Below are 18953 nucleotides of genomic sequence, written 5' to 3'. Positions count from 1 at the left end.
AGTAAAAAGGAGCTTCACATGGCAATTCCCGTTTACCTGTGGCTGAAAGATGACGGCGGTTCGCCGCTCAAGGGTTCGGTCGATGTGCAGGGGCGTCAGGGCAGTATCGAGGTGTTGGCGCTGGACCACGCCTTGAGCATTCCCACCGACAACAACAGCGGCAAGCTGACCGGTACGCGCATTCACGAACCGCTGCGGTTCACCAAGGAGGTCGATGCCAGCAGCGCGTACCTGTACAAGGCCGTCAGCACGGGCCAGAGCCTGCACAGCGCGGAGTTCAAGTACTACCGGATCGACGACAACGGTCAGGAAGTCGAGTACTTCAACAAGCTGCTCGAAGGGGTAAAAGTGGTCAAGGTCGCGCCGAAAATGCACGACATCAAAGACCCAAGCAAACACAAGCACAACCACCTCGAGGAGATCGAACTGCGTTACGAGAAGATCACCTGGCTGTTCCTCGACGGCACCATCAAGCACTCCGACGCCTGGAACGAACGCTCGGCAGCGGGCTAAACGCTGACTGCAGGCGGCTCGCGCCGCCTGCTTTTCCTCATCGTGCATGGGCTGGCCCAACCGGGTCGGCCCCTGCACGCCCGAGCAAAGCCCAGCCCACCTGGAGGCAGGAGCCACATGTCACAGCCGCGTCCGCTGTTCATCGACCACACCCGGCACAAACTGCGCGTCGAGCAACTCGATGCGCCCCTCGACGTGCTCACGTTCGAGGGCCGGGATTTCCTCAGCCAGCCCTTCATCTACACCATCGAATTCACCAGCCCGGTGCTCGACCTCGCCGTGCAGAGCCTGCTCGGCCGCGGCGCCAGTTTCAGCCTGTACCCGCCGCCCATCCCCTACTCGCGGCTGATGCGCTACCGCACCCCGGCGCCGGTGGTGCCGCTGCGCACCGTGTACGGCTACATCACCGCCTTCGAGCGGCTCTCGGCCACCGTCGAGGAGGCGCGCTACCGGGTCGTGCTGCAGCCGCGCCTGGCCCGCCTCGAGCGCACCCGCCACTACGCGGTGTACCAGCAGCAGAGCGTGCCGGAGATCGTCGAGCACATCCTGCGCAGCCGCCACCAGTTTCGCGGCCAGCACTTCCAGTTCAAGCTCGCCCGGCAGTACCCCGACCGCGAGCAGGTCATCCAGTTTGGCGAGAGCGACCTGGCCTTCATCCAGCGCCTGCTGGCCGAAGTCGGTATCTGGTACTACTTCGGCATGGACGACCGCCTGCGCATCGACGTCCTCGAACTGCGCGACGACCGCCACCACTACCTGCCCGACATGAACCTGCCGGTGATCCCGCCGGCCGGCCTGCAGGGCGATCAGGACTGCGTGTGGAACCTTGCCGTGCGCCACCGCCTGGTCGAGCGCGATGTCAGCGTGCGCGCCTATGACTACCGCGACATCACCGCCTGGATGGACGGCAAGGTCGAGGGCCACCGCGCCGTCACCCCCACCTACGGCGAGGCCTACCTCTACGCCGAGCCCTACCGCGAGATCGGCGACGAGATCCGCCGCGACAGCTTTCTGCAAAGCGAGAGCGGCTTCTTCTACGCCCGCCTGCAGCACGAGCGCTACCTCAACCAGCAGACCCGCCTGAGCGGCGACTGCAGCAGCGCGACGCTCTTGCCCGGGCGCATCCTGAGCATCCAGGGCACGCCGCCGGAGGCCTTCGCCCAGCGCGCGGTGATCGTCAGCCTGACCAGCCGCGCCGCCCGCGACAGCGGCCTGCGCGTGACCTTCGAAGCCATCCCGCGCACCGAGCAGATGTGCTTTCGCCCGCCGGTCCCGGCCAAGCCGCAGATCGCCGGGACCATCCCCGCCCGCGTCACCAGCAGCCGCGAAGACGACCCCTACGGCCACATCGATCTCGAAGGCCGCTACAAGGTCAACTTCCTCTTCGACCGCGACACCTGGCCGCTCGGCGGCGAAAGCGCCTGGCTGCGCCTGGCCCGCCCCTATGCCGGCGACACCCACGGCCTGCACCTGCCGTTGATCCAGGGCACCGAGGTGGCGATTGCCTTCGAGCACGGCGACCCCGACCGCCCCTACATCGCCCACGCCCTGCACGACAACCGCAACCCCGACCCGGTGACCCTCGACAACTACCGGCGCAACGTACTGCGCACCCCGGCCAACAACAAACTGCGCATGGAAGACGACCGCGGCCGTGAGCACGTCAAGCTGAGCACCGAGCACGCCGGCAAGAGCCAGCTCAACCTGGGGCATGTGGTCGATGCGAAGAAAAAGCAGCGCGGCGCCGGCTTCGAATTGCGCAGCGACGGGCATGGGGCGATCAGGGCTGGCAAGGGGCTGTTGATCAGCGCCGATGAGCAGCGCCTGGCGCAGGGCGACATGCTCGAGATGAACGACGCCATTCGCCGCTTGCAGCAGGCCGTCGAGCAGATGCAACAAGTGTCCAGCGCCGCCGAAACCGCCAGCGCCGGACCGGCCAACCTGCAAGCGCAGGTCAATCTGCTGCAGGACAATCTCAAGCAGCTCCAGGCATCAGTGCTCCTGCTCAGCGCCCCGCAAGGCGTGGCCTTGACCAGCGGCGAGCACCTGCAGCTGGCCGCTCAAGACAATCTGATCCTCAACGCCGGCGGGCACGCCGACATGAGCGTGGTCAGGCGGCTGTTCATGGGCATCGGCCAAGGCCTCAGCCTGTTCGTGCACAAGCTGGGCATCAAGATCGTCGCCAATCAGGGGCCCGTGCAGATCCAGGCGCAGCACGGAACGCTCGAGCTGCTGGCCCGCAACAGACTGCAGATCAGCAGCAGCGAAGACGAAATCCATATCACCGCCAAGAAGAAAATCATCCTCAACGGTGGCGGCAGCTACCTGACCCTGCAGGCGTCCGGCATCGAAGCCGGCACCGATGGCGAGATGAACCTGAAGGCCGCCCGCTGGGAGTACAGCGCTGGGGCAAGCATGCGCATGGCGCATGCCGAGTACCCACAGGCCGTTTCGCAGCAGACGTTTCGTTTTCGCACACCACAGGCGCCGAATGCTGCGGGTCAAGGCCTGGTCGGGATGCCCTACACGGTGTTTGCCGACGGTACGGCGATCGCCACAGGCGTGTTCGACGCGAGCGGCGAGGTGCAAGTGCAGCATCAAGTGGTGACCCAGCAATACCGTCTGCAGTTGGCCAGCGGTGTGACCTACCAGATCCCGATTCCCGATGCGTACCGCAATCCTGAGCGTGGCAGGCAGGCCAACAAGGGTTTGCACAAACACCTCGGCAAGGCCGACATCGACCACCGCAACTTGTACGGGACCGCCCTGCAAGACGCGACAGAACTGCAAGGACTCGACTCATGACACCAGACGACATCGTCGTACCCGCCGTCCTCAGCGAAACCAACGTGGCGTATTGCACGGCCCCCTGGTACATCCAGCGCACTGAATACAACCCCGCCCTATGTACTTACCAGGCCCTGGTCAACGGTGAGGAAACCTTCAGGGCCGTGCATCTGGCCATCGCCGCAGCCACCAAGAGTGTGGACATCATCTGCTGGGGTTTCCAGCCGTCGATGTTCTTCATTCGCGACTATCGGGCGCCCAGCATAGGCGAGTTGTTACGCAGCAAAGCCGCCGCGGGCGTTCGGGTGCGGGTGCTGGGCTGGGAGATGTTCCTGAACACGGCGGGCTTCGCGGGAGAAGCCAATCTGCCGGGCAAATTCCCCAACCTGTTCGGTCGAGCGCTGCAAAACAGCACCCGCCAGCAACATGAATATGATCGCCTATGGTTCTTCAACCATGCCGTAAAGGATGACAAAGCCGCTTACCGCCTTGGGGGCAATACGCCGTTGTTCGTCAGTCGTGGTTTCAACGCGCTGGAGCGACTGAAGATCGGCTGGCAGGTCGGGCGTGAAGCACATGACACCGAAATCAGCGCTGCCATGCTCAATACATTGATGTCCACCGCCACCCACCATCAGAAAAGCGTGCTGGCCGATTATGAAGATCCCGAGCGCGCCGTTGGCTTTGTAATGGGTCACAACATGCTCGACGAGTACTGGGATACCGATGCGCACTCGGCGCTCAATCGCAGTACATATGACTGGCCTGAACCCAACGGCGGGGCGCGCGGCTTTACGCCGCGCCAGGATATCTCGAGCAAGATCACCGGGCCGATACTGGAGCATCTGCACCACAACTTCGCCCAGGCCTGGAAAAAGGAAACCGGCGAAGACCTGTTGCAGAAGCGTCCGGTGGAAGCCCTGGCCAGCCAACTGAAGTGTGCTCCAGGTAAGCTGCAGATGGCTCAGTTGCTGCGCACTCAGGTACAGGAGGGCGCCCGGGATATCGAGCAGGCGTACCTGCAAGCGGTGAACAATGCCACCCAGTTCATCTATATCGAAAACCAGTACTTTCGCTGGCCTCCGCTTGCCGAGGCCATCAAGAAAGCCGCGGCGGACCAGACCCGGGCCGGTCGGGACCCGGGCCTGCACGGCGCCCTGCACTTGTTCGTGGTCACCAACGCCACTGATGACGGCATTGGCAAAGGCACCGTAAACACTCAGCGGATGCTCGAAGCACTGGGCCGGGCGGATACCATCCCCGAACTCACCAAGTTGCGGCGCATCGAGCAGCTTGGGAAACAGCAGTTGTCCGCGGAAGAACTGGCGAAGAAAACCGAGGAAATACAAAAAAGCCATATCAAGATGGAGGATATCCCTGGGCTGAAAGTGCATGTGTGTGCCCTGGTAGCCAAGGATTCACCTGCCGGGCAGCCATGGATGCCCGTGTATATCCATTCCAAGTTGATGATCGTCAATGACGTGTTCACGACGCACGGCTCCGCGAATATCAACACCCGAAGTATGCAGGTCGACAGTGAGCTGAATATTGCGCATGAGTGGGCGAGTGTGACGACGGATTTGCGACGTAGATTGTGGAAGCTGCATGCGGGGGAGGAGGGGGCGGGGGATGATATTGAAGAGACGTTCAGAGCATGGGAGAGGATCATTAAACGGAATAAAGGGCTTATGCAAGACCTGCAGGCCCCATCAGCGTCATTGGTGGAATTTTATTACGGTAATGCAACTGCTTGGACTTGGGATTGATGAAAAAATTCTTCCTTATGATCTTATTCGTCGTCACCGCATGTGACAACAATACCCATGTGCTAGATAACAAAAGAGAGTTTGCTATGGATCGCTTGTCGGAATTAAAAATCAACCTTGCTTTTACTTGCGCTCATGAGAATATTCCCGAGCCAGATCCGGAGGCTGATGTGCTGTTCAAGTACGCCCGCTGGCTACAGAAAAACAATGTGCTCAAGCAGGATAAATTGATGGATGCAGAGATTGAGCGATTGTATCGTATTGCAGCTGAACATGATCATTACAAGGCCAATATGAATCTGCAGTCGGGAGCCATGCGTGGTTTTTTCAAACTTGACGGGCGCGAGTACCTACGTTTGTCACAGAAATTAATCTCTGCCGGTGTCGCTACTGGATACTTCTTCATCGGCAAGTTCTTGCAGCAAGGATCAGCTGGACTGGCACGTGATCCCGAAATGGCGTTGCGCTATTTGCGCAAGTCCGCTGACGAAGGTAGTGCGGCAGGACAAGCCTATATTGCTGAAAAATTGGCTCCCATTAATATTGCACCATTAGTAGCGAACACTATGTATCGTTGTGCTGCGGAGCAGGGTCATGGCGATGCCGCCACCTCATTAGGTGTAAAGCTATCCATTCATAAGCAATACGCCGAAGCGGTGAAAGCATTTCAGATGGGCGTCGCCGCAGGCGATGAAACCTCAGCAGGATTTCTAGAGAGTGGTTTCGCAGGTCCGCTTGAGACAGACGAGCTCAACTATCTAGGCCAGGAAGAGGACCAGGAACGTGTCCGCCGCTATAAGACTATCGGGCGCATTCTCGCACGCTATTCCTATGCCCATCCGAAAGTCCCGGAAATCAACGAGATCGTCCCGCTCCCTCCAGCGCCCCTGCCTGAATGGGACGGCAAACTCCAATGGCTTGAAGCCCGCCTAGCCAACATCCCACCGGAGAAACCCAGCGAAGAACTGATCAAACGGCTCGCCGACGAGAAGATGCTCGAACCCGCCACGGGCAGACCCATGCCCGGCGCTGCCGGATTCGACCAGTCGAAGTTTCCAGTCAAAGGTTGCTTCAGCGGACAGGTCTGCCCGCAGACCGGATACTGGAAAGCCATGTGGCTGCCCCATGAAGCGCGCGGGATGCTTCACTCCGAGGTCATCCGCCACGTCAAAGAGGGCGAGATCATGCCCACCCATTTCGCCGAGCGCTACTTTGTTCGCTCCTGGCCGTTTTCCGATAAGCATACGGTTACTGAGGAGCGGGTGCATTGGGGGCTGCTGGGATGACGGGTATTCTGAGACGTTCATTGGCAAACTTTAAATTCAGGCATGAGGGAGCACTCGATATTACAAGTAAACGTATCAAGTACAGCGCTGCCTTTGCGCTGATACGCGATCAGAGTGTTAAATTCACTCGTGGCGCTATGGCTTCAGCTTGCCTTGTCATCGCTGCCTGTGACAACAGCCAAACAAATAGCGCTAACAAGGTAGCCGATATAGATAGCCTCGCCGATGTCAAAGCCAATCTTGCGTTTACCTGCGTCCATGAAAAAATTCCTGAGCCTGACCCAGAGCCCGATCTTCTGTTCAAGTACGCCCGCTGGCTACAGAAAAACAACGTGCTCAAGCAGGATAAATTGGTGGATGTAGAAATCGAGCGACTGTATCGTATTGCGGCCGAGCATCGTCATTACAAGGCCAATATGAACCTGCAGTCGGGCGCCATGCGTGGCTTCTTCATACTCGGCGGGCGCGAGTACCTACGCTTGTCCCAGGAATTAATTTCTGGCGGGGTCGCTACTGGATACTTCTTCATCGGCAAGTTCTTGCAGCAAGGATCAGCTGGACTGGCACGTGATCCCGAAATGGCATTGCGCTATTTGCGCAAGTCCGCTGACGAAGGTAGTGCGCAAGGACAGGCCTATATTGCTAAAAAATTGGCTCCTATTAATATTGCACCATTAGTAGCCAACGCCATGTATCGTTGTGCTGCGGAGCAGGGTCATGGCGATGCCGCCACCTCATTAGGTGTAAAGCTATCCATTTATAAGCAATACGCCGAAGCGGTGAAAGCATTTCAGATGGGCGTCGCCGCAGGCGATGAAACCTCAGCAGGATTTCTAGAGAGTGGTTTCGCAGGTCCGCTTGAGACAAACAAGCTCAACTATCTAGGCCAGAAAGAGGACCAGGAGCGTGTCCGCCGCTATAACACTATCTGGCGCATTCTCGCGCGCTATTCCTACGCCCATCCGAAAGTCCCCGAAATCAACGAAATCGTCCCCCTCCCTCCGGCGGCCCTGCCTGAATGGGACGGCAAACTCCAGTGGCTGGAAGAACGCCTCGCCAACATCCCACCGGAGAAACCCAGCGAAGAGTTGATCAAACGGCTTGCCGACGAGAAGATGCTCGAACCCGCCACCGGCAGACCCATGCCCAAGGCTGCCGGATTCGACCAGTCGAATTTACCAGTCAAAGGTTGCGTCAGCGGACGGTTGTGCCTGCAGACCGGGTACTGGAAAACCTTGGAGCCGATAGGCTGGAGATTGACGGGATGACGAGCTGATCTCACGCTGAATGTCGCTGGCTTAAAAATCTGAGCGGGTCAGGGGCAACTATCTTTTCTTTGATATCGATTTGTTCGAGGTTTATCCGTGCGCGCCGGTTAATTAATAGATGGCCGCTCGTAATACTTTGAAATGAGTTTTTGGTAATTTGTGTATTGCTCTGCAATCTGCCCGCTGCAATAGTGGCGGCCAGTTTGCCCTCTATTCGACTTGCGTGAATAGTTGAGCTCGCGCCAACCGGTATCAATCTTTAAACGTGGATGGCAAAGTTGCGCGTCTATCCATATCCAACAATAAACAAGGAGTGCCATATGCAACCTTTAGTTCGCTTGGGCGATAAACTGACTTCAGGCGGTGAAGTACTCACTGCGCAGAGTGGCATGATCTTTATGGGGCTGCCGGCGGCGTGCATGGGCGACCTCGTGCAATGCCCGTTGCCGGGTCATGGCCGCAACCAGATTGCCGAGGGCGACAGTGCGTTCATTGCCAATGGCAAACCGGTTGCGTTGCAGGGCCACGTCTGTCGCTGTGGGTGCGCATTGATCAGCTCGCTGTCGAACGCCGGGAAGGCTTGAGGTGCCGGTCGATCTCGAGGCGCTGCCGGGCCGATTGGCTATGCCTGCCGCACCGGCCATTGGCCGCTGGTGTCTTGTGGGGTTGCCAGGGGCGCTGATCTGCAGCGGCCTGCTGCTGTGGCTCTGGCCGCAGGATTCATGGCGAATGTCGCCCTGGTTCTGGGGCTGCTCGGTGGTTCTGCCGTTACTGGCCGCGTTGCTGTTGGGTGCTTTGGCCTTGTTGGCGCATGAGCGGCGCCGTGAATGGATCGAAAGCTGGAACCAGCAGCAGGGTCGGCAGTTGCAGGCACTGTTGGCCAAGGGGCAACGACGGGCTGCGCTGCTCGATACGGCCTATTGCACCGCAGTCGGAAGTTCTGATTTGGCACAGATGCCGACTGACTCCGGCAAGCCGCTCAAGTCGACTTACTTCCCGGCCACGGGGCAAACGGTCGCCGTCAATCGGCTGGAGCCTGCGGCGCTCGACTACAGCGAAAGCGAGTATTGCCAACGGTTGGCGGTCCACCTGCGCCACATCATCGAGACACTTCAGCCGAGCCTCGGCGCACCCCTCGGTGCTGCACCGGTGCACGTGCGGATAAGCCACGACGGCACGCTCGGTGACGACCAGGTCGCGGCGCTGTGGCATGAGGTGGCAGGGGCCGCAGGGTTCGGCGCCGCGACCTTCACCCAGCAGCCAGGCCTGCTCTGGCTTGATTCCTGGCTGGACGGCGAGCCGAACGCCGCGCGCCTGCTGTCGCTGGAGATCAATCTGTTCACCGCCCCGGTGGCCAACCAGGCGGAGTCGGTAACGGCCATCCTGCTCGCCCGGGCGGGCTGGGTCAGCGATCACGCACGGGTGCCCAAGGCATGGCTGCATCGCCCGGTGTCGGTGGACAGCCAAGGCCGTGGGGTGGGCGAGGCTCTGCGCTGGGCGAATCTCGAGGGCGCCACAGCTGCGTTTTTTACCCTGTCCTCGCAAGTCGGTCCGGTGTCCAGACGTGAGCTGGCGCTGGGGCTGAACGGCCTTGGGAATGCCATCGACCTGTCGCGCTGGCAAGACCTCGACGACTGTTTCGGCATGCCCGCAGCAGCGCTCGGCAACATCGCGTTGATCATCGCCACTGAGCGTGCCGGCCGGGACACCGAGCCGCAATTGCTGCTGGTACAGGACGGCGCATGCCAGGACGGCCATCTCCAGGACGGCTCTCTACAAGCGTGTGTCGTTCGACCCGCTTGAGATTTCAAGACAAGGATTCATCGTGCATAACAAACGAATCAGTAGCTGGATCATTGTGCTGTGCCTGTTGCTTGGCGGAGGCCTGTTGATCTGGGTGGACAATCCGCTGGTGCCTGCGCATGGCGAAACGGACAGTTTCAAATGGACGGCCGCCTTGTTGGCGCTCGGGCTTGCGACCCACCTTCTCGGAGGACTCGGCAGCTGGATCGGCCGGACTCTCGGCGCACACGCGTTCTACTCGACCTGGCGAGACAAGGTGGGCAGTCGTGGCCGTTGCGAAGCCCTGCCAGTCGAGCCTGCCCTGGGTGATTCAGACCGCATGGCGACCTACTTGCGCGACCAGTTCGGTCTGCTCTGGCGCCGCAAAGCGCGTTTGCTGCTGGTAGTGGGGGTGCCTGAGCACGTCGAGGCGGTCGCTCCCACACTGTGCTCGCGGCGCTGGCTGGATGCCAACGGCTGCCTGCTGATCTGGGGCGGCAGCCAGGCTCAGATGCTGGATTCGGAGGTCATCGTGACGCTGCAGAAGTTGCGCCCACACCGCCCCGTCGACGCCATCGTCTGGGCCCTGGCCACCGCCCAGCGCGACGACTACGCGCACATGGCCAGCGGCGCCCGTCACCTGCGCCAGCTCACCCACACCCTGCGCTGGCAGCCGCCGCTCTACCTCTGGCAGGTGTGCGCCAGCCATTGGCCGCAAACCGGCCGGCCGGGCCTGCCCGCCGGTTGCCTGTGGTCGCGCAGGGCTTCGCTGGACGCCATCGAGAAGAGCCTGCGCAGCCTCATCACGCCCCTGCGCGAGCAGGGCGTGCAGCAGATGCACAAGGCTGCGCGGCATGACTTCTTCCTGCGGCTGTCGGTCGGCCTGGCGCAGTCGGGCATCGCCGACTGGCGTCAGGCGCTGAGCCCGCTGCTCAACGGTTTTGCTCGCGGCACGCCGTTGCGCGGGCTGTTTTTCAGTCTGCCGCTTGAGGCGGTCCCGACCCCGGGCCTGCCGCATTTGCTGCAGACCGACGACGCCTGGCTCGGCATCCTGCGCGACCGCAGGGTGCGCGGGCGGGCGCTCGGCTGGCACCCGGCGCGGGTCGCCTACCTGGGTGCGATGGCCGGCATGGGCGTGGCATTGCTGGGCATGCTGCTGGCGTATGCCGGCCACCGCGCGCAGCTGGCCGAGATTCCGCTGGCGGCGCTGCAGCCGGGGGGCGAGCCGCCGGCGCAGGTGTTTGCCCTGCATGAGCTGGCGCGCGAACTCGACCGCCTGGAGTACCAGCGCGAGCACGGCGCGCCGTGGCAGCTGGGCCTGGCCACGGACTGGGGCTTGAACGCCAACGCCGCCTTGGGCGAGCGTCTGTGGCCGCTGTATGCCGAGGGCAACAACCGATTGATCCGCGACGTCGCTCGCCAGCGTCTCGAGGCCCGGCTGCGCGCGCTGGTCGCCTTGCCGGCCAGCAGCCCGCAGCGCGCCGAGGCGGCGCAGCAGGCCTACGACCCGCTCAAGGCGTACCTGATGATGGCCCAGCCGGACAAGGTCGACGCGGGCTTTCTTGCCGCCACGCTGGCGGCGGTGGACGCGCAGCGTGCCGACGTGCCCAGCGGGCTGTGGCAGACCCTGGCGCCGCGCCTCTGGCAGTTCTACGCCGAGCAACTGGCCGCGCACCCGCAGTGGGCCATCGCGCCTGACCGCCAGCTGATCGCCCAGGCGCGCCAGGTCATGCTCGGTCAGCTCGGCCAGCGCAACGGCGAAGCGGCGCTGTACCACGAAGTGCTGGAGCAGGCGCGCCGGCATTACCCGGACCTGACCCTGGCGCAGATGGTTGCCGACACCGACGTCGCCGCCCTGTTCGGCAGCGACCGCCAGGTGCCTGGGGTGTTCACCCGCCAGGCCTGGGAAGGCCAGGTGCGCAAGGCCATCGAGCGCATCGCCGAGGGGCGTCGCGAACAGATCGACTGGGTGCTCAGCGACCAGCCGGGCAGCGTCGCCGGAGCGCTCTCGCCGCAGGCGCTGAAGGCGCAGCTGACCGAGCGCTACTTCGCCGATTTCAGCGGCGCTTGGCTGGGTTTTCTCAACAGTCTGCGCTGGCGCAAGGCTGCCGATCTGCCCCAGGTGATCGACCAGCTGAGCTTAATGAGCGACGTGCGCCAGTCGCCGCTGATCGCGCTGGTCAACACCCTGGCCTACCAGGGCCAGACCGGCGCGCAAGGCCAGGCCCTGGCCGACTCGCTGATCCAGTCGGCGCAGCGTCTGGTCGACGTGCGCCAGGCGCCGGCGATCGATCAGCACGGCGTCGGCCTGCGCGGGCCGCTGGACGCGACCTTCGGCCCGCTGCTGCAACTGCTCGACAAGGGCGCCGAGGCCAACAGCCTGCAAGACTTTCTCACCCGGGTCACCCGCGTGCGCCTGAAGTTGCAGCAGATCAGCAACGCCGCGGACCCGCAGGCCATGACCCAGGCGCTGGCGCAAAGCGTGTTCCAGGGCCGCAGCGTCGACCTCAGCGACACCCGCGACTACGGCAGCCTGCTGGCCGCCGGCCTCGGCGCGCAGTGGAGCGGGTTTGGCCAGAGCCTGTTCGTCGAGCCGCTGAGCCAGGCCTGGCAGAGCGTGCTGCAGCCCTCGGCGGCCAGCCTCAACCGCCAGTGGCAGCGCAACATCGTCGCTCACTGGGAGGGCGCCTTCGGCGGCCGTTACCCGTTTGCCGCCACCTTGAGCGATGCCTCGCTGCCGATGCTCGGCCAGATGATCCGCCGCGGCAGCGGCCACATCGACCAGTTTCTTGCCAGCCAGCTGGGCGGCGTGCTGCACCGCGAAGGCAAGCACTGGGTCGCCGACCGCGGCAACAGCCAGGGGCTGCGCTTCAACCCGCAGTTTCTCAAGGCGCTGGACCAGCTCAGCGAGCTGGCCGAGGTGCTCTACACCGACGGCAACCTGGGCCTGCATTTCGACCTGCGGGCCAAGCCGGTGCGCGACGTGGTGCAGACCACCTTGAGGCTCGACGGCCAGACCCTGGAGTACTTCAACCAGATGGAAAGCTGGCAGCGCTTCGCCTGGCCGGGCCGCAACGACTACCCCGGCGTGCAGCTGAGCTGGACCAGCCTGACCCGCGATTCGCAGGTGTTCGGGGAGTACGAGGGCAGCTGGGGGCTGATCCGCTGGCTGGAACTGGCCAAGGTCACGCCGCTGGACGACAGCGACACGCGTTTTCGGCTGGTGTTGAAGGCGCCCGATGGCCTGCCGCTGACCTGGCACCTGCGCACCGATCTGGGCCACGGGCCCTTGGCGCTGCTCAAGCTGCGTGGCTTCAAACTGCCGGAGCAGATTTTTCAGACCTCGGCGGTGAGTGGTGAGTACCTGTCGATGGAGGAGTCGTGATGAAAGATGAAAACCTGACCTTGCGCTATTTCGATGCCGAGATGCGTTATCTGCGCGAGGCCGGCCAGGAGTTCGCCGAAGCCTTCCCCGACCGCGCCGCCTATTTGCACATGGACCAACCGGGTGCGCGCGACCCTTATGTGGAGCGCCTGTTCGAGGGCTTCGCGTTCTTGATGGGGCGCCTGCGCGAGAAGCTCGACGATGATCTGCCGGAATTGACCGAAGGTCTGGTCAGCCTGTTGTGGCCGCACTACCTGCGGGCGATTCCGTCGCTGTCGGTGGTCGAGTTGCGGCCCGATCTGCAGCGCATGAAGCAGTGCGAGCCGATCAGCAAGGGCTTCGCCGTGCTCTCGCAGCCGATCGGCCCGGCGCAGACCCGCTGCCAGTACACCACCACCCGCGACACGCTGTTGCGGCCGCTGCAGCTGGACAGCCTGCAGGTGGCGCGCGAGCCCGATGGCCGCTCGCTGCTGCGCCTGGGTTTTACCTGCGGTGCGCGGGCCGACTGGCAGCAGGTGCCGCTGGCGGACCTGTCGTTCTACCTGCACGCCGATGCGCCGATCGCCAGCGCCTTGCACCGCGCCTTGACCCTGCAGACCCAGGCGATTCATCTGCGCCTGCCCGGCGAACCCCGGCGCCGGGCCACCGAGGCATCGTTCGTGGCCAGCGGCTTTGCCGAGCACGAGCGCCTGTGGCCGCTGGCCAAGGGCGCGTTCAGCGGCTATCAGCTGCTGCTCGAGTACTTCACCTTTCGCCCGAAATTCATGTTCGTGACCCTGCGCGGCCTCGAGCACCTCGACCTCGGTGGGCAACCGAGCGGCTTCGAGCTGGAAGTGGTGCTCAACGAGTCGTGGCCCGACGAGTTGCCGCTGGAGGCGGCGAACCTGCGCCTGCATGCGGTGCCGGTGATCAACCTGTTCGCCCTGGAGGCCGACCCCTTGACCCTGGGGCCGCAGCAGAGCGAATACCTGCTGCGGCCGATGCGCCTGCAGGACGGCCATACCGAGATCTTTTCAGTGGATGGGGTCAGTTCGGCACTCGACGGTGGGCTTCAGCCATACGTGCCCTTCAGCAGTTTCCGGCACAAGGGTGGCATGCTCCGCGAGGCGGCGCCCGAACGCTATTTCCACACCCGGCTCAAGCGCAACGTGGCGGGTTTGCACGACACCTGGCTGGTGCTTGGCGGCGATGGTTTCGACCGCGACAGCCTGGGTGTGAACCACAGCCTGTCCCTGCACCTGACCGGGACCAACGGCCTGCTGCCGCGCAAGGCCTTGGGCAGCACCCTGCTCGACACGGCGGTCAAGCCTGGCCAGAGCGGGCTGCGCGTGCGCAACCTGTGCGCGCCGACGTTGCCGTGCTACCCGCCCAGCCGCGACCGCTTTCACTGGCGCGTGCTCAGCCACCTGGGCTCCACCTACCTGTCGATGATGGACAACGCCGAGGTCTTGCGCGGCACCCTGGCGCTGTATGACTGGAGCGGTTGCGAGGCCAATCGCCGCCAGCTCGCGGCGATTCTCCAGGTGCGCCACGCGCTGATCCAGCGCTTGGAGAAGAACTTCGTCAAGCGCGGCGTGGACATTCAGGTGACCCTCGACAGCAACGGCTTTCTCGGCGAAGGCGACATCTGCCTGTTTGGTGAAATGCTCAGCCGCTTCTTTGCCATCTATGCCGATGTGCACCTGTTCAACCAGCTCACGCTGATCCTGCAACCCTCTGGAAAATGCCTTCGATGGACAGAAAATCACAGTCAGCACATTCCCGGCTGAATGCCAGTGGCGTGCTCGAGCAGCTGGGGCCTGGCATCAGCGAAGCCAACCTGTACCGGTTCTGCCAACTGCTCGAACGCGCCGTGCCCGGCAGTGCACCGCTGGGCAGCAGTGCATCGCCGGCCGACGATCCGGTGCGTTTCAAGCCGCATCGCGGCCTGGCCTTCGCGGCCAGCGAGCTGCACTCGCTGGAATACCCGCCAGGCCATCCCGCGCGGCCGGCCACCGTGCGCACCTGGCTGCTGGGCCTGTATGGCGTCGACTCGCCGCTGCCTTCGGACTACGTCGAGGACATCGCCCAGGGCGTCGAGGGCCATGAGGCACTCGAGGCGTTTCTGGACATCTTCAACCACCGGATCTTCACCCAGTTCTATCGCATCTGGCGCAAGTACTCGTACCCGGCGTCGTTCGAGGCAGGGGGGCGCGATGCGACCTCGCGCTGCCTGCTGGGGCTGGTCGGCCTGGGCATTCCCGGCACGGCCAGCCACATCGCCACGCCGGTCTCGCGCTTTCTCGCGCTGCTGGGGGTGATGCGCCTGCCCACGCGCAATGCCGAAGGCGTCGGCGCGCTGGTCGACCTGCTGGCGCCCGGCACTGGCGTGGCGGTGCAGGCCCATCAGCCGCTGCCGATGCGCCTGGTGCCGGCGCCGAGCTTGTCGCGTGCGCACCCGGTGATCCTTGGCGACGGCATTCCCATCGGCGGCGAGGGCGTGGACGTCAACAGCCAGATCCTCGTCCAATTGTTCACCGACGACCGCGCGCAGGCCCGCGGCTGGCTGCCGGGCCAGCCCCTGCACAGCGACTTGCTGGTGCTGCTGCGGGTCTATCTGGGCTGGCGTTGCAGCGCACGCCTGCAGTTGCACCTGCCGCTGCGCTGCCTGCCGCTGCCGATCATCGGCGCGCCTGGCCTGCTGCTCGGCATGACTGCCGTCCTCGGCCTGAGCGACCACGCCGCGCGCCACCCCGAGCACGCGTCCATCCGTATCGAATTGGGCAGCTACCACGGCCTGGCTGCGCCTCTGTCCCTCATCAAGGAAGTCGAACATGTTCATTACTAGACTCGGCCGCGGGCTGGTCCCGCTGGCCTGCGCCTGCGCGCTTGGCGGCTGCGGCCTGACCCACAATGTCGCCGATGGCACGCATCGCGTCACCCAGGCGATATTCAATAAACCGCTGACCACCCTGCAGCTGGATTTCGCCGCGCCCCCTGTGCTCAACAGCGACCCTGGCAACCGGCTGGCGCTGGCCACCCAGGTGCGGGTCTATCAATTGCCCAGTGCCGGCACACTGAGCCGGGCCGACCTGCGCCGGCTGTTGAGCAACGACAGCCAAGGGCTGCAGGGCGCCTGGCTGGCCGTGCATCAAGTGCTGGTCCGGCCGGGGCAGGGCGCCCAGTTGCGCGTGCCCTTGGCGCAGGGCACTCAGGCCGTGGCGGTGGTCGGGCTGTTTCGGCTGCCGGACCTGGCTGGCGATGACTGGCATGTGCTGCTGCGGCGTGACCAGCTCGAAGCCGATCAGGCGCGGGTGATCGAATTGCATGAGCAGGCGCTGAGCTCGCCCGGCAATGCTGGGGAGGCATCGTGAGCGAACGCAACCCTTCGCTGTACGAGATGCTCCTGCAGAACTTTCGCGGCGGCGTGCCGCTGGCGCAGGTGGCCGAGGACGACCAGGTGGTGCTGTCGATCCTCGACAACCTGCAGCGCCTGCTCAATGCCCGCGCCGGGTCGCTGGCGCACCTGCCGGATTACGGCTTGCCCGACCTCAGCGAGATCCTCCACGGCTTGCCGGCCACCGCCCACCAGCTGATGCTGGCGCTGCGCGCGACCCTGCTCGCATACGAGCCGCGCATCGCCGGGGTCGACGTGCAGACGCTCGCGTCGGGCCAGCCGGGTTACCTGGAGTACGCGCTGCAGGTGCAGCTCAAGGGCGGCGAACAGGTGACCTTCGCCACCCTGGTGCAGCCGGAAGGGAGTATGCTGCTGCGCCACCTGCGCCGCCAGTTCGGGGCCGAGCCCTAGGGCGCCTGGCCCTCGTCGCTATGGGCAATGCGCAGGTACGGGTGTTGATGACGCCCTCAGGCTGGCCGCGCGTGACCAGCCACGGCTCGCGTGTCAGCGGCGCGATGGCGCTGGCGCCGGCGGTGAGGGCGGGCAGGGCAGTGAACGCATGCTCATGACAGATTCCCGGTGCACATTCAGAAAGTCAACGTGGCTTTGCCGATCACCTGGCGCGGTTCGCCGATGACGATCGCCGGCGAGCCGAGGCCGCTGCTGGAGACGTAGTAGGTTTCGTCGAAGAGGTTCTTGACGTTCAGTTGCAGGGTCAGGTCCTTGTGTTCGAGCTTCATCTTGTAGGCGACGAAGGCGTCGGCGACCTTGGCCGAGGGCAGCCAGTACTCGGTGCCGGTGCCGTCGTTGGCGCCCCACTTGCTCATGTAGCGGCCGCCGAAGCCGGCGCGCAGGTCGCCGATGCCGACGTGGCCGAAGTCGCGGGTCAGGTACAGCGCGGCGGTGTTCTTCGACACGCCGTCCAGCGGGGTGCCTTGCAGGATCGGGTCCTTGGTCCACTCGGTGTCGGTCAGCGCGTAGCTGCCGGTCAGGCTCCAGTACTCATTGAGGTCGCCGCTGACGTCCAGTTCGATGCCGCGCGAGCGTGCCTCGCCCCCCAGCCGGGTGCAGGTCTCGGTGCCGCAGGTAGCGCTGGTCTGCACGTTCTTCTTGGTGATGGTGTAGGCAGCGAGGCTGGCGGTCAGGTAGTCGTTCTGGAACTTGCTGCCGATCTCGTAGGCCCTGCCTTCCTCAGGCTCCAGGTCGCCAATCACGCTGGCGATCGAGGTGTTGGGGCGGAACGACTCGGTGTAGCTGCCGTACACCGACCAGTCCGGCTGGATCAGGTACACCAGGCCCAGGCGAGGCACCGCCTTGCTGCGGTCGACGTCGGCGCCGACCACGAAGGGGCGGCCCTTGCCGGTCAGCTCGGTGAAGGATTCATAGCGCAGGCCGGCCTGCAGAATCCACTTGTCGGAGAGGTGCAGCGAGTCCTGCACGAACAGCGCGTGGGTGTGCAGCTTGTCGGTCTGGTCGCTGTTGGCGGCGCTGACCTTGCTCGGCTGCGGCACCTGGCCGTAGACCGGGTCGTTGTAGTTGAAGCCGGTGTCGTTGCTGCTGCGAAACAGGTCGCCGAGGGTGCGGTCGTTCTTCATGTAGTCCACGCCCACCAGGATCTCGTTGCGCAGGCCGAAGAACTGCACGTCGCCCAGCGCGTTGACCGTGGCCGTGTGGGCCTTCTGCAGGGCGTCGCGAGTGGCATCGCCGCGGCGCGTGACCTGCCCGGTGGTGAAGTTGGCCGAGATGTAGCGCGACTGGTGATCGTTGTAGTAGTTCTCGCTGTAGCCGTAGCCGGCACGTAGCGTCCATTGTTCGTTGAGGTGGCGTTCGGCGTTGAGGTTGAACGAGTCGGAACGGCCGTCGGTGATGTTGAAGTGTTCGTCCAGGCGGCGGCTGCGGGGGATGTCGAGGACCTTGCCGGTGGTGGTGTTGATCTGCGTGCCGCGGTCGAACGGTACCGAGTATTCCATGTGCTCGTAGGCGGCGGTGACGGTGGTGTCGTCGCCGAACCACGACAGCGACGGCGCGATCACCTCCTGGTCGGTGCTGCCGAAGTTGCGCCAGTAGTCGTACTGCTGCTTGTCGTAGATCAGCCGATAGGCCAGGTTGCTGTCGCCGATCGGCCCGGTGGTGTCGAGCTGGCCACCGCCGCCGCCGAAGCTGGAGCCCCAGCCGGAGATCGAAGTGGCCTGGGTCATCTGCGGCTTCTTGGTCACCACGTTGATCACCCCGCCCGGGTCCTGCACCCCGTAGAGCATCGAGGCGGGCCCCTTGAGCACTTCGACGCGGTCGGTGGTGGGAGTGAAGTTGCGCGCCTGCACCGACTGCATGCCGTCGCGCATGATCGAGTTGTCGCGGTTGGTGCCGAAGCCGCGCTTGATGATGGCGTCCTGGGTGCCGCCCAGGGTGTTGCCCTGCTTGACCCCGCTGACTGCGTTGATGGCCTCGTCGAGGCTCTGCGGGCTGCGGTCCTCGATCACCCGGTGGGTGACCACGTTGACCGACGCCGGCACTTCGAGCAGCGGCTGCTCGGTGCGCGTGGCCACGCTGGCGGCCACTGCCTGGTAGCTGGTCTGGCTCTTTTCGGTGGTGCTCGGGGCGATGCTGCTGCTGTCGATGTTGACCGCGTCCAGCTGCAGACCGTCGTCGGCCCAGGAGGCTGGCGCCAGGCTCAGCAGCAGCACACTGCTGGCACAGGCGCCGAGGGTGCGAAGGGGGAATGAAGAGGGGAGGAGTGCCATGCTCGTGTTCTGCCGGTAGATAAATGGATGCAAACAAGATTGCTTTTCA

Annotated in this window: 13 protein-coding genes; 12 read left to right on the top strand and 1 reads right to left on the bottom strand. The window is 63.8% G+C overall.

Annotation, left to right across the window (positions count from 1 at the left end; all coding sequences use genetic code 11):
- The first annotated feature begins 18 nt into the window (after positions 1-18).
- The 12 genes from SFA35_RS19030 to tssE all read left to right on the top strand — a co-directional run bounded on the left by SFA35_RS19030 (position 19) and on the right by tssE (position 16574).
- The gene (locus SFA35_RS19030; protein ID WP_320572080.1) at positions 19-513 is read left to right on the top strand and encodes an Hcp family type VI secretion system effector; all 495 of its coding nucleotides are present in this window, start codon (positions 19-21) and stop codon (positions 511-513) included.
- A gap of 117 nt (positions 514-630) precedes the next feature.
- Positions 631-3318, top strand: coding sequence for a type VI secretion system tip protein VgrG (locus SFA35_RS19025; RefSeq protein WP_320572079.1), 2688 nt, complete (start codon positions 631-633; stop codon positions 3316-3318).
- Positions 3315-5066: a phospholipase gene (locus SFA35_RS19020; RefSeq protein WP_320572078.1), complete on the top strand. Its 1752-nt coding sequence runs from the start codon at positions 3315-3317 to the stop codon at positions 5064-5066. The genes SFA35_RS19025 and SFA35_RS19020 overlap by 4 nt, the downstream gene beginning before the upstream one ends.
- Positions 5066-6352 (top strand): sel1 repeat family protein, encoded by a 1287-nt coding sequence (locus SFA35_RS19015; RefSeq protein ID WP_320572077.1) that lies wholly within the window; start codon positions 5066-5068, stop codon positions 6350-6352. The genes SFA35_RS19020 and SFA35_RS19015 overlap by 1 nt, the downstream gene beginning before the upstream one ends.
- Complete coding sequence (locus SFA35_RS19010; protein ID WP_320572076.1) at positions 6349-7620, top strand: sel1 repeat family protein; 1272 nt, start codon at positions 6349-6351, stop codon at positions 7618-7620. Before SFA35_RS19015 ends, SFA35_RS19010 begins: the two co-directional genes overlap by 4 nt.
- Before the next feature lie 320 nt (positions 7621-7940).
- Positions 7941-8204 (top strand): PAAR domain-containing protein, encoded by a 264-nt coding sequence (locus tag SFA35_RS19005; RefSeq protein ID WP_320572075.1) that lies wholly within the window; start codon positions 7941-7943, stop codon positions 8202-8204.
- Position 8205: 1 nt separating this feature from the next.
- Positions 8206-9423 (top strand): hypothetical protein, encoded by a 1218-nt coding sequence (locus tag SFA35_RS19000; protein WP_320572074.1) that lies wholly within the window; start codon positions 8206-8208, stop codon positions 9421-9423.
- Between the two features lie 22 nt (positions 9424-9445).
- Positions 9446-12787: an ImcF-related family protein gene (locus tag SFA35_RS18995; RefSeq protein ID WP_320572073.1), complete on the top strand. Its 3342-nt coding sequence runs from the start codon at positions 9446-9448 to the stop codon at positions 12785-12787.
- Positions 12787-14556, top strand: a complete 1770-nt coding sequence (gene tssF / locus SFA35_RS18990; RefSeq protein ID WP_320572072.1) for a type VI secretion system baseplate subunit TssF — start codon at positions 12787-12789, stop codon at positions 14554-14556. Before SFA35_RS18995 ends, tssF begins: the two co-directional genes overlap by 1 nt.
- A complete protein-coding gene (gene tssG, locus SFA35_RS18985; RefSeq protein ID WP_320572071.1) occupies positions 14520-15614 on the top strand; it encodes a type VI secretion system baseplate subunit TssG in 1095 nt (364 codons plus the stop codon). Before tssF ends, tssG begins: the two co-directional genes overlap by 37 nt.
- Positions 15601-16140: a type VI secretion system lipoprotein TssJ gene (gene tssJ / locus SFA35_RS18980; protein WP_320572070.1), complete on the top strand. Its 540-nt coding sequence runs from the start codon at positions 15601-15603 to the stop codon at positions 16138-16140. The genes tssG and tssJ overlap by 14 nt, the downstream gene beginning before the upstream one ends.
- Positions 16137-16574, top strand: coding sequence for a type VI secretion system baseplate subunit TssE (tssE, locus tag SFA35_RS18975; protein ID WP_320572069.1), 438 nt, complete (start codon positions 16137-16139; stop codon positions 16572-16574). Before tssJ ends, tssE begins: the two co-directional genes overlap by 4 nt.
- Before the next feature lie 176 nt (positions 16575-16750).
- Here the strand turns inward: tssE and SFA35_RS18970 are convergent, their stop codons facing one another.
- Complete coding sequence (locus tag SFA35_RS18970) at positions 16751-18904, bottom strand: TonB-dependent siderophore receptor (RefSeq protein ID WP_320572068.1); 2154 nt, start codon at positions 18902-18904, stop codon at positions 16751-16753.
- Between the last annotated feature and the right edge of the window lie 49 nt (positions 18905-18953).

The organism is Pseudomonas sp. HR96 (assembly GCF_034059295.1).
Classification (GTDB): domain Bacteria; phylum Pseudomonadota; class Gammaproteobacteria; order Pseudomonadales; family Pseudomonadaceae; genus Aquipseudomonas.
This window is presented reverse-complemented; position numbering and strand designations above follow the sequence as displayed.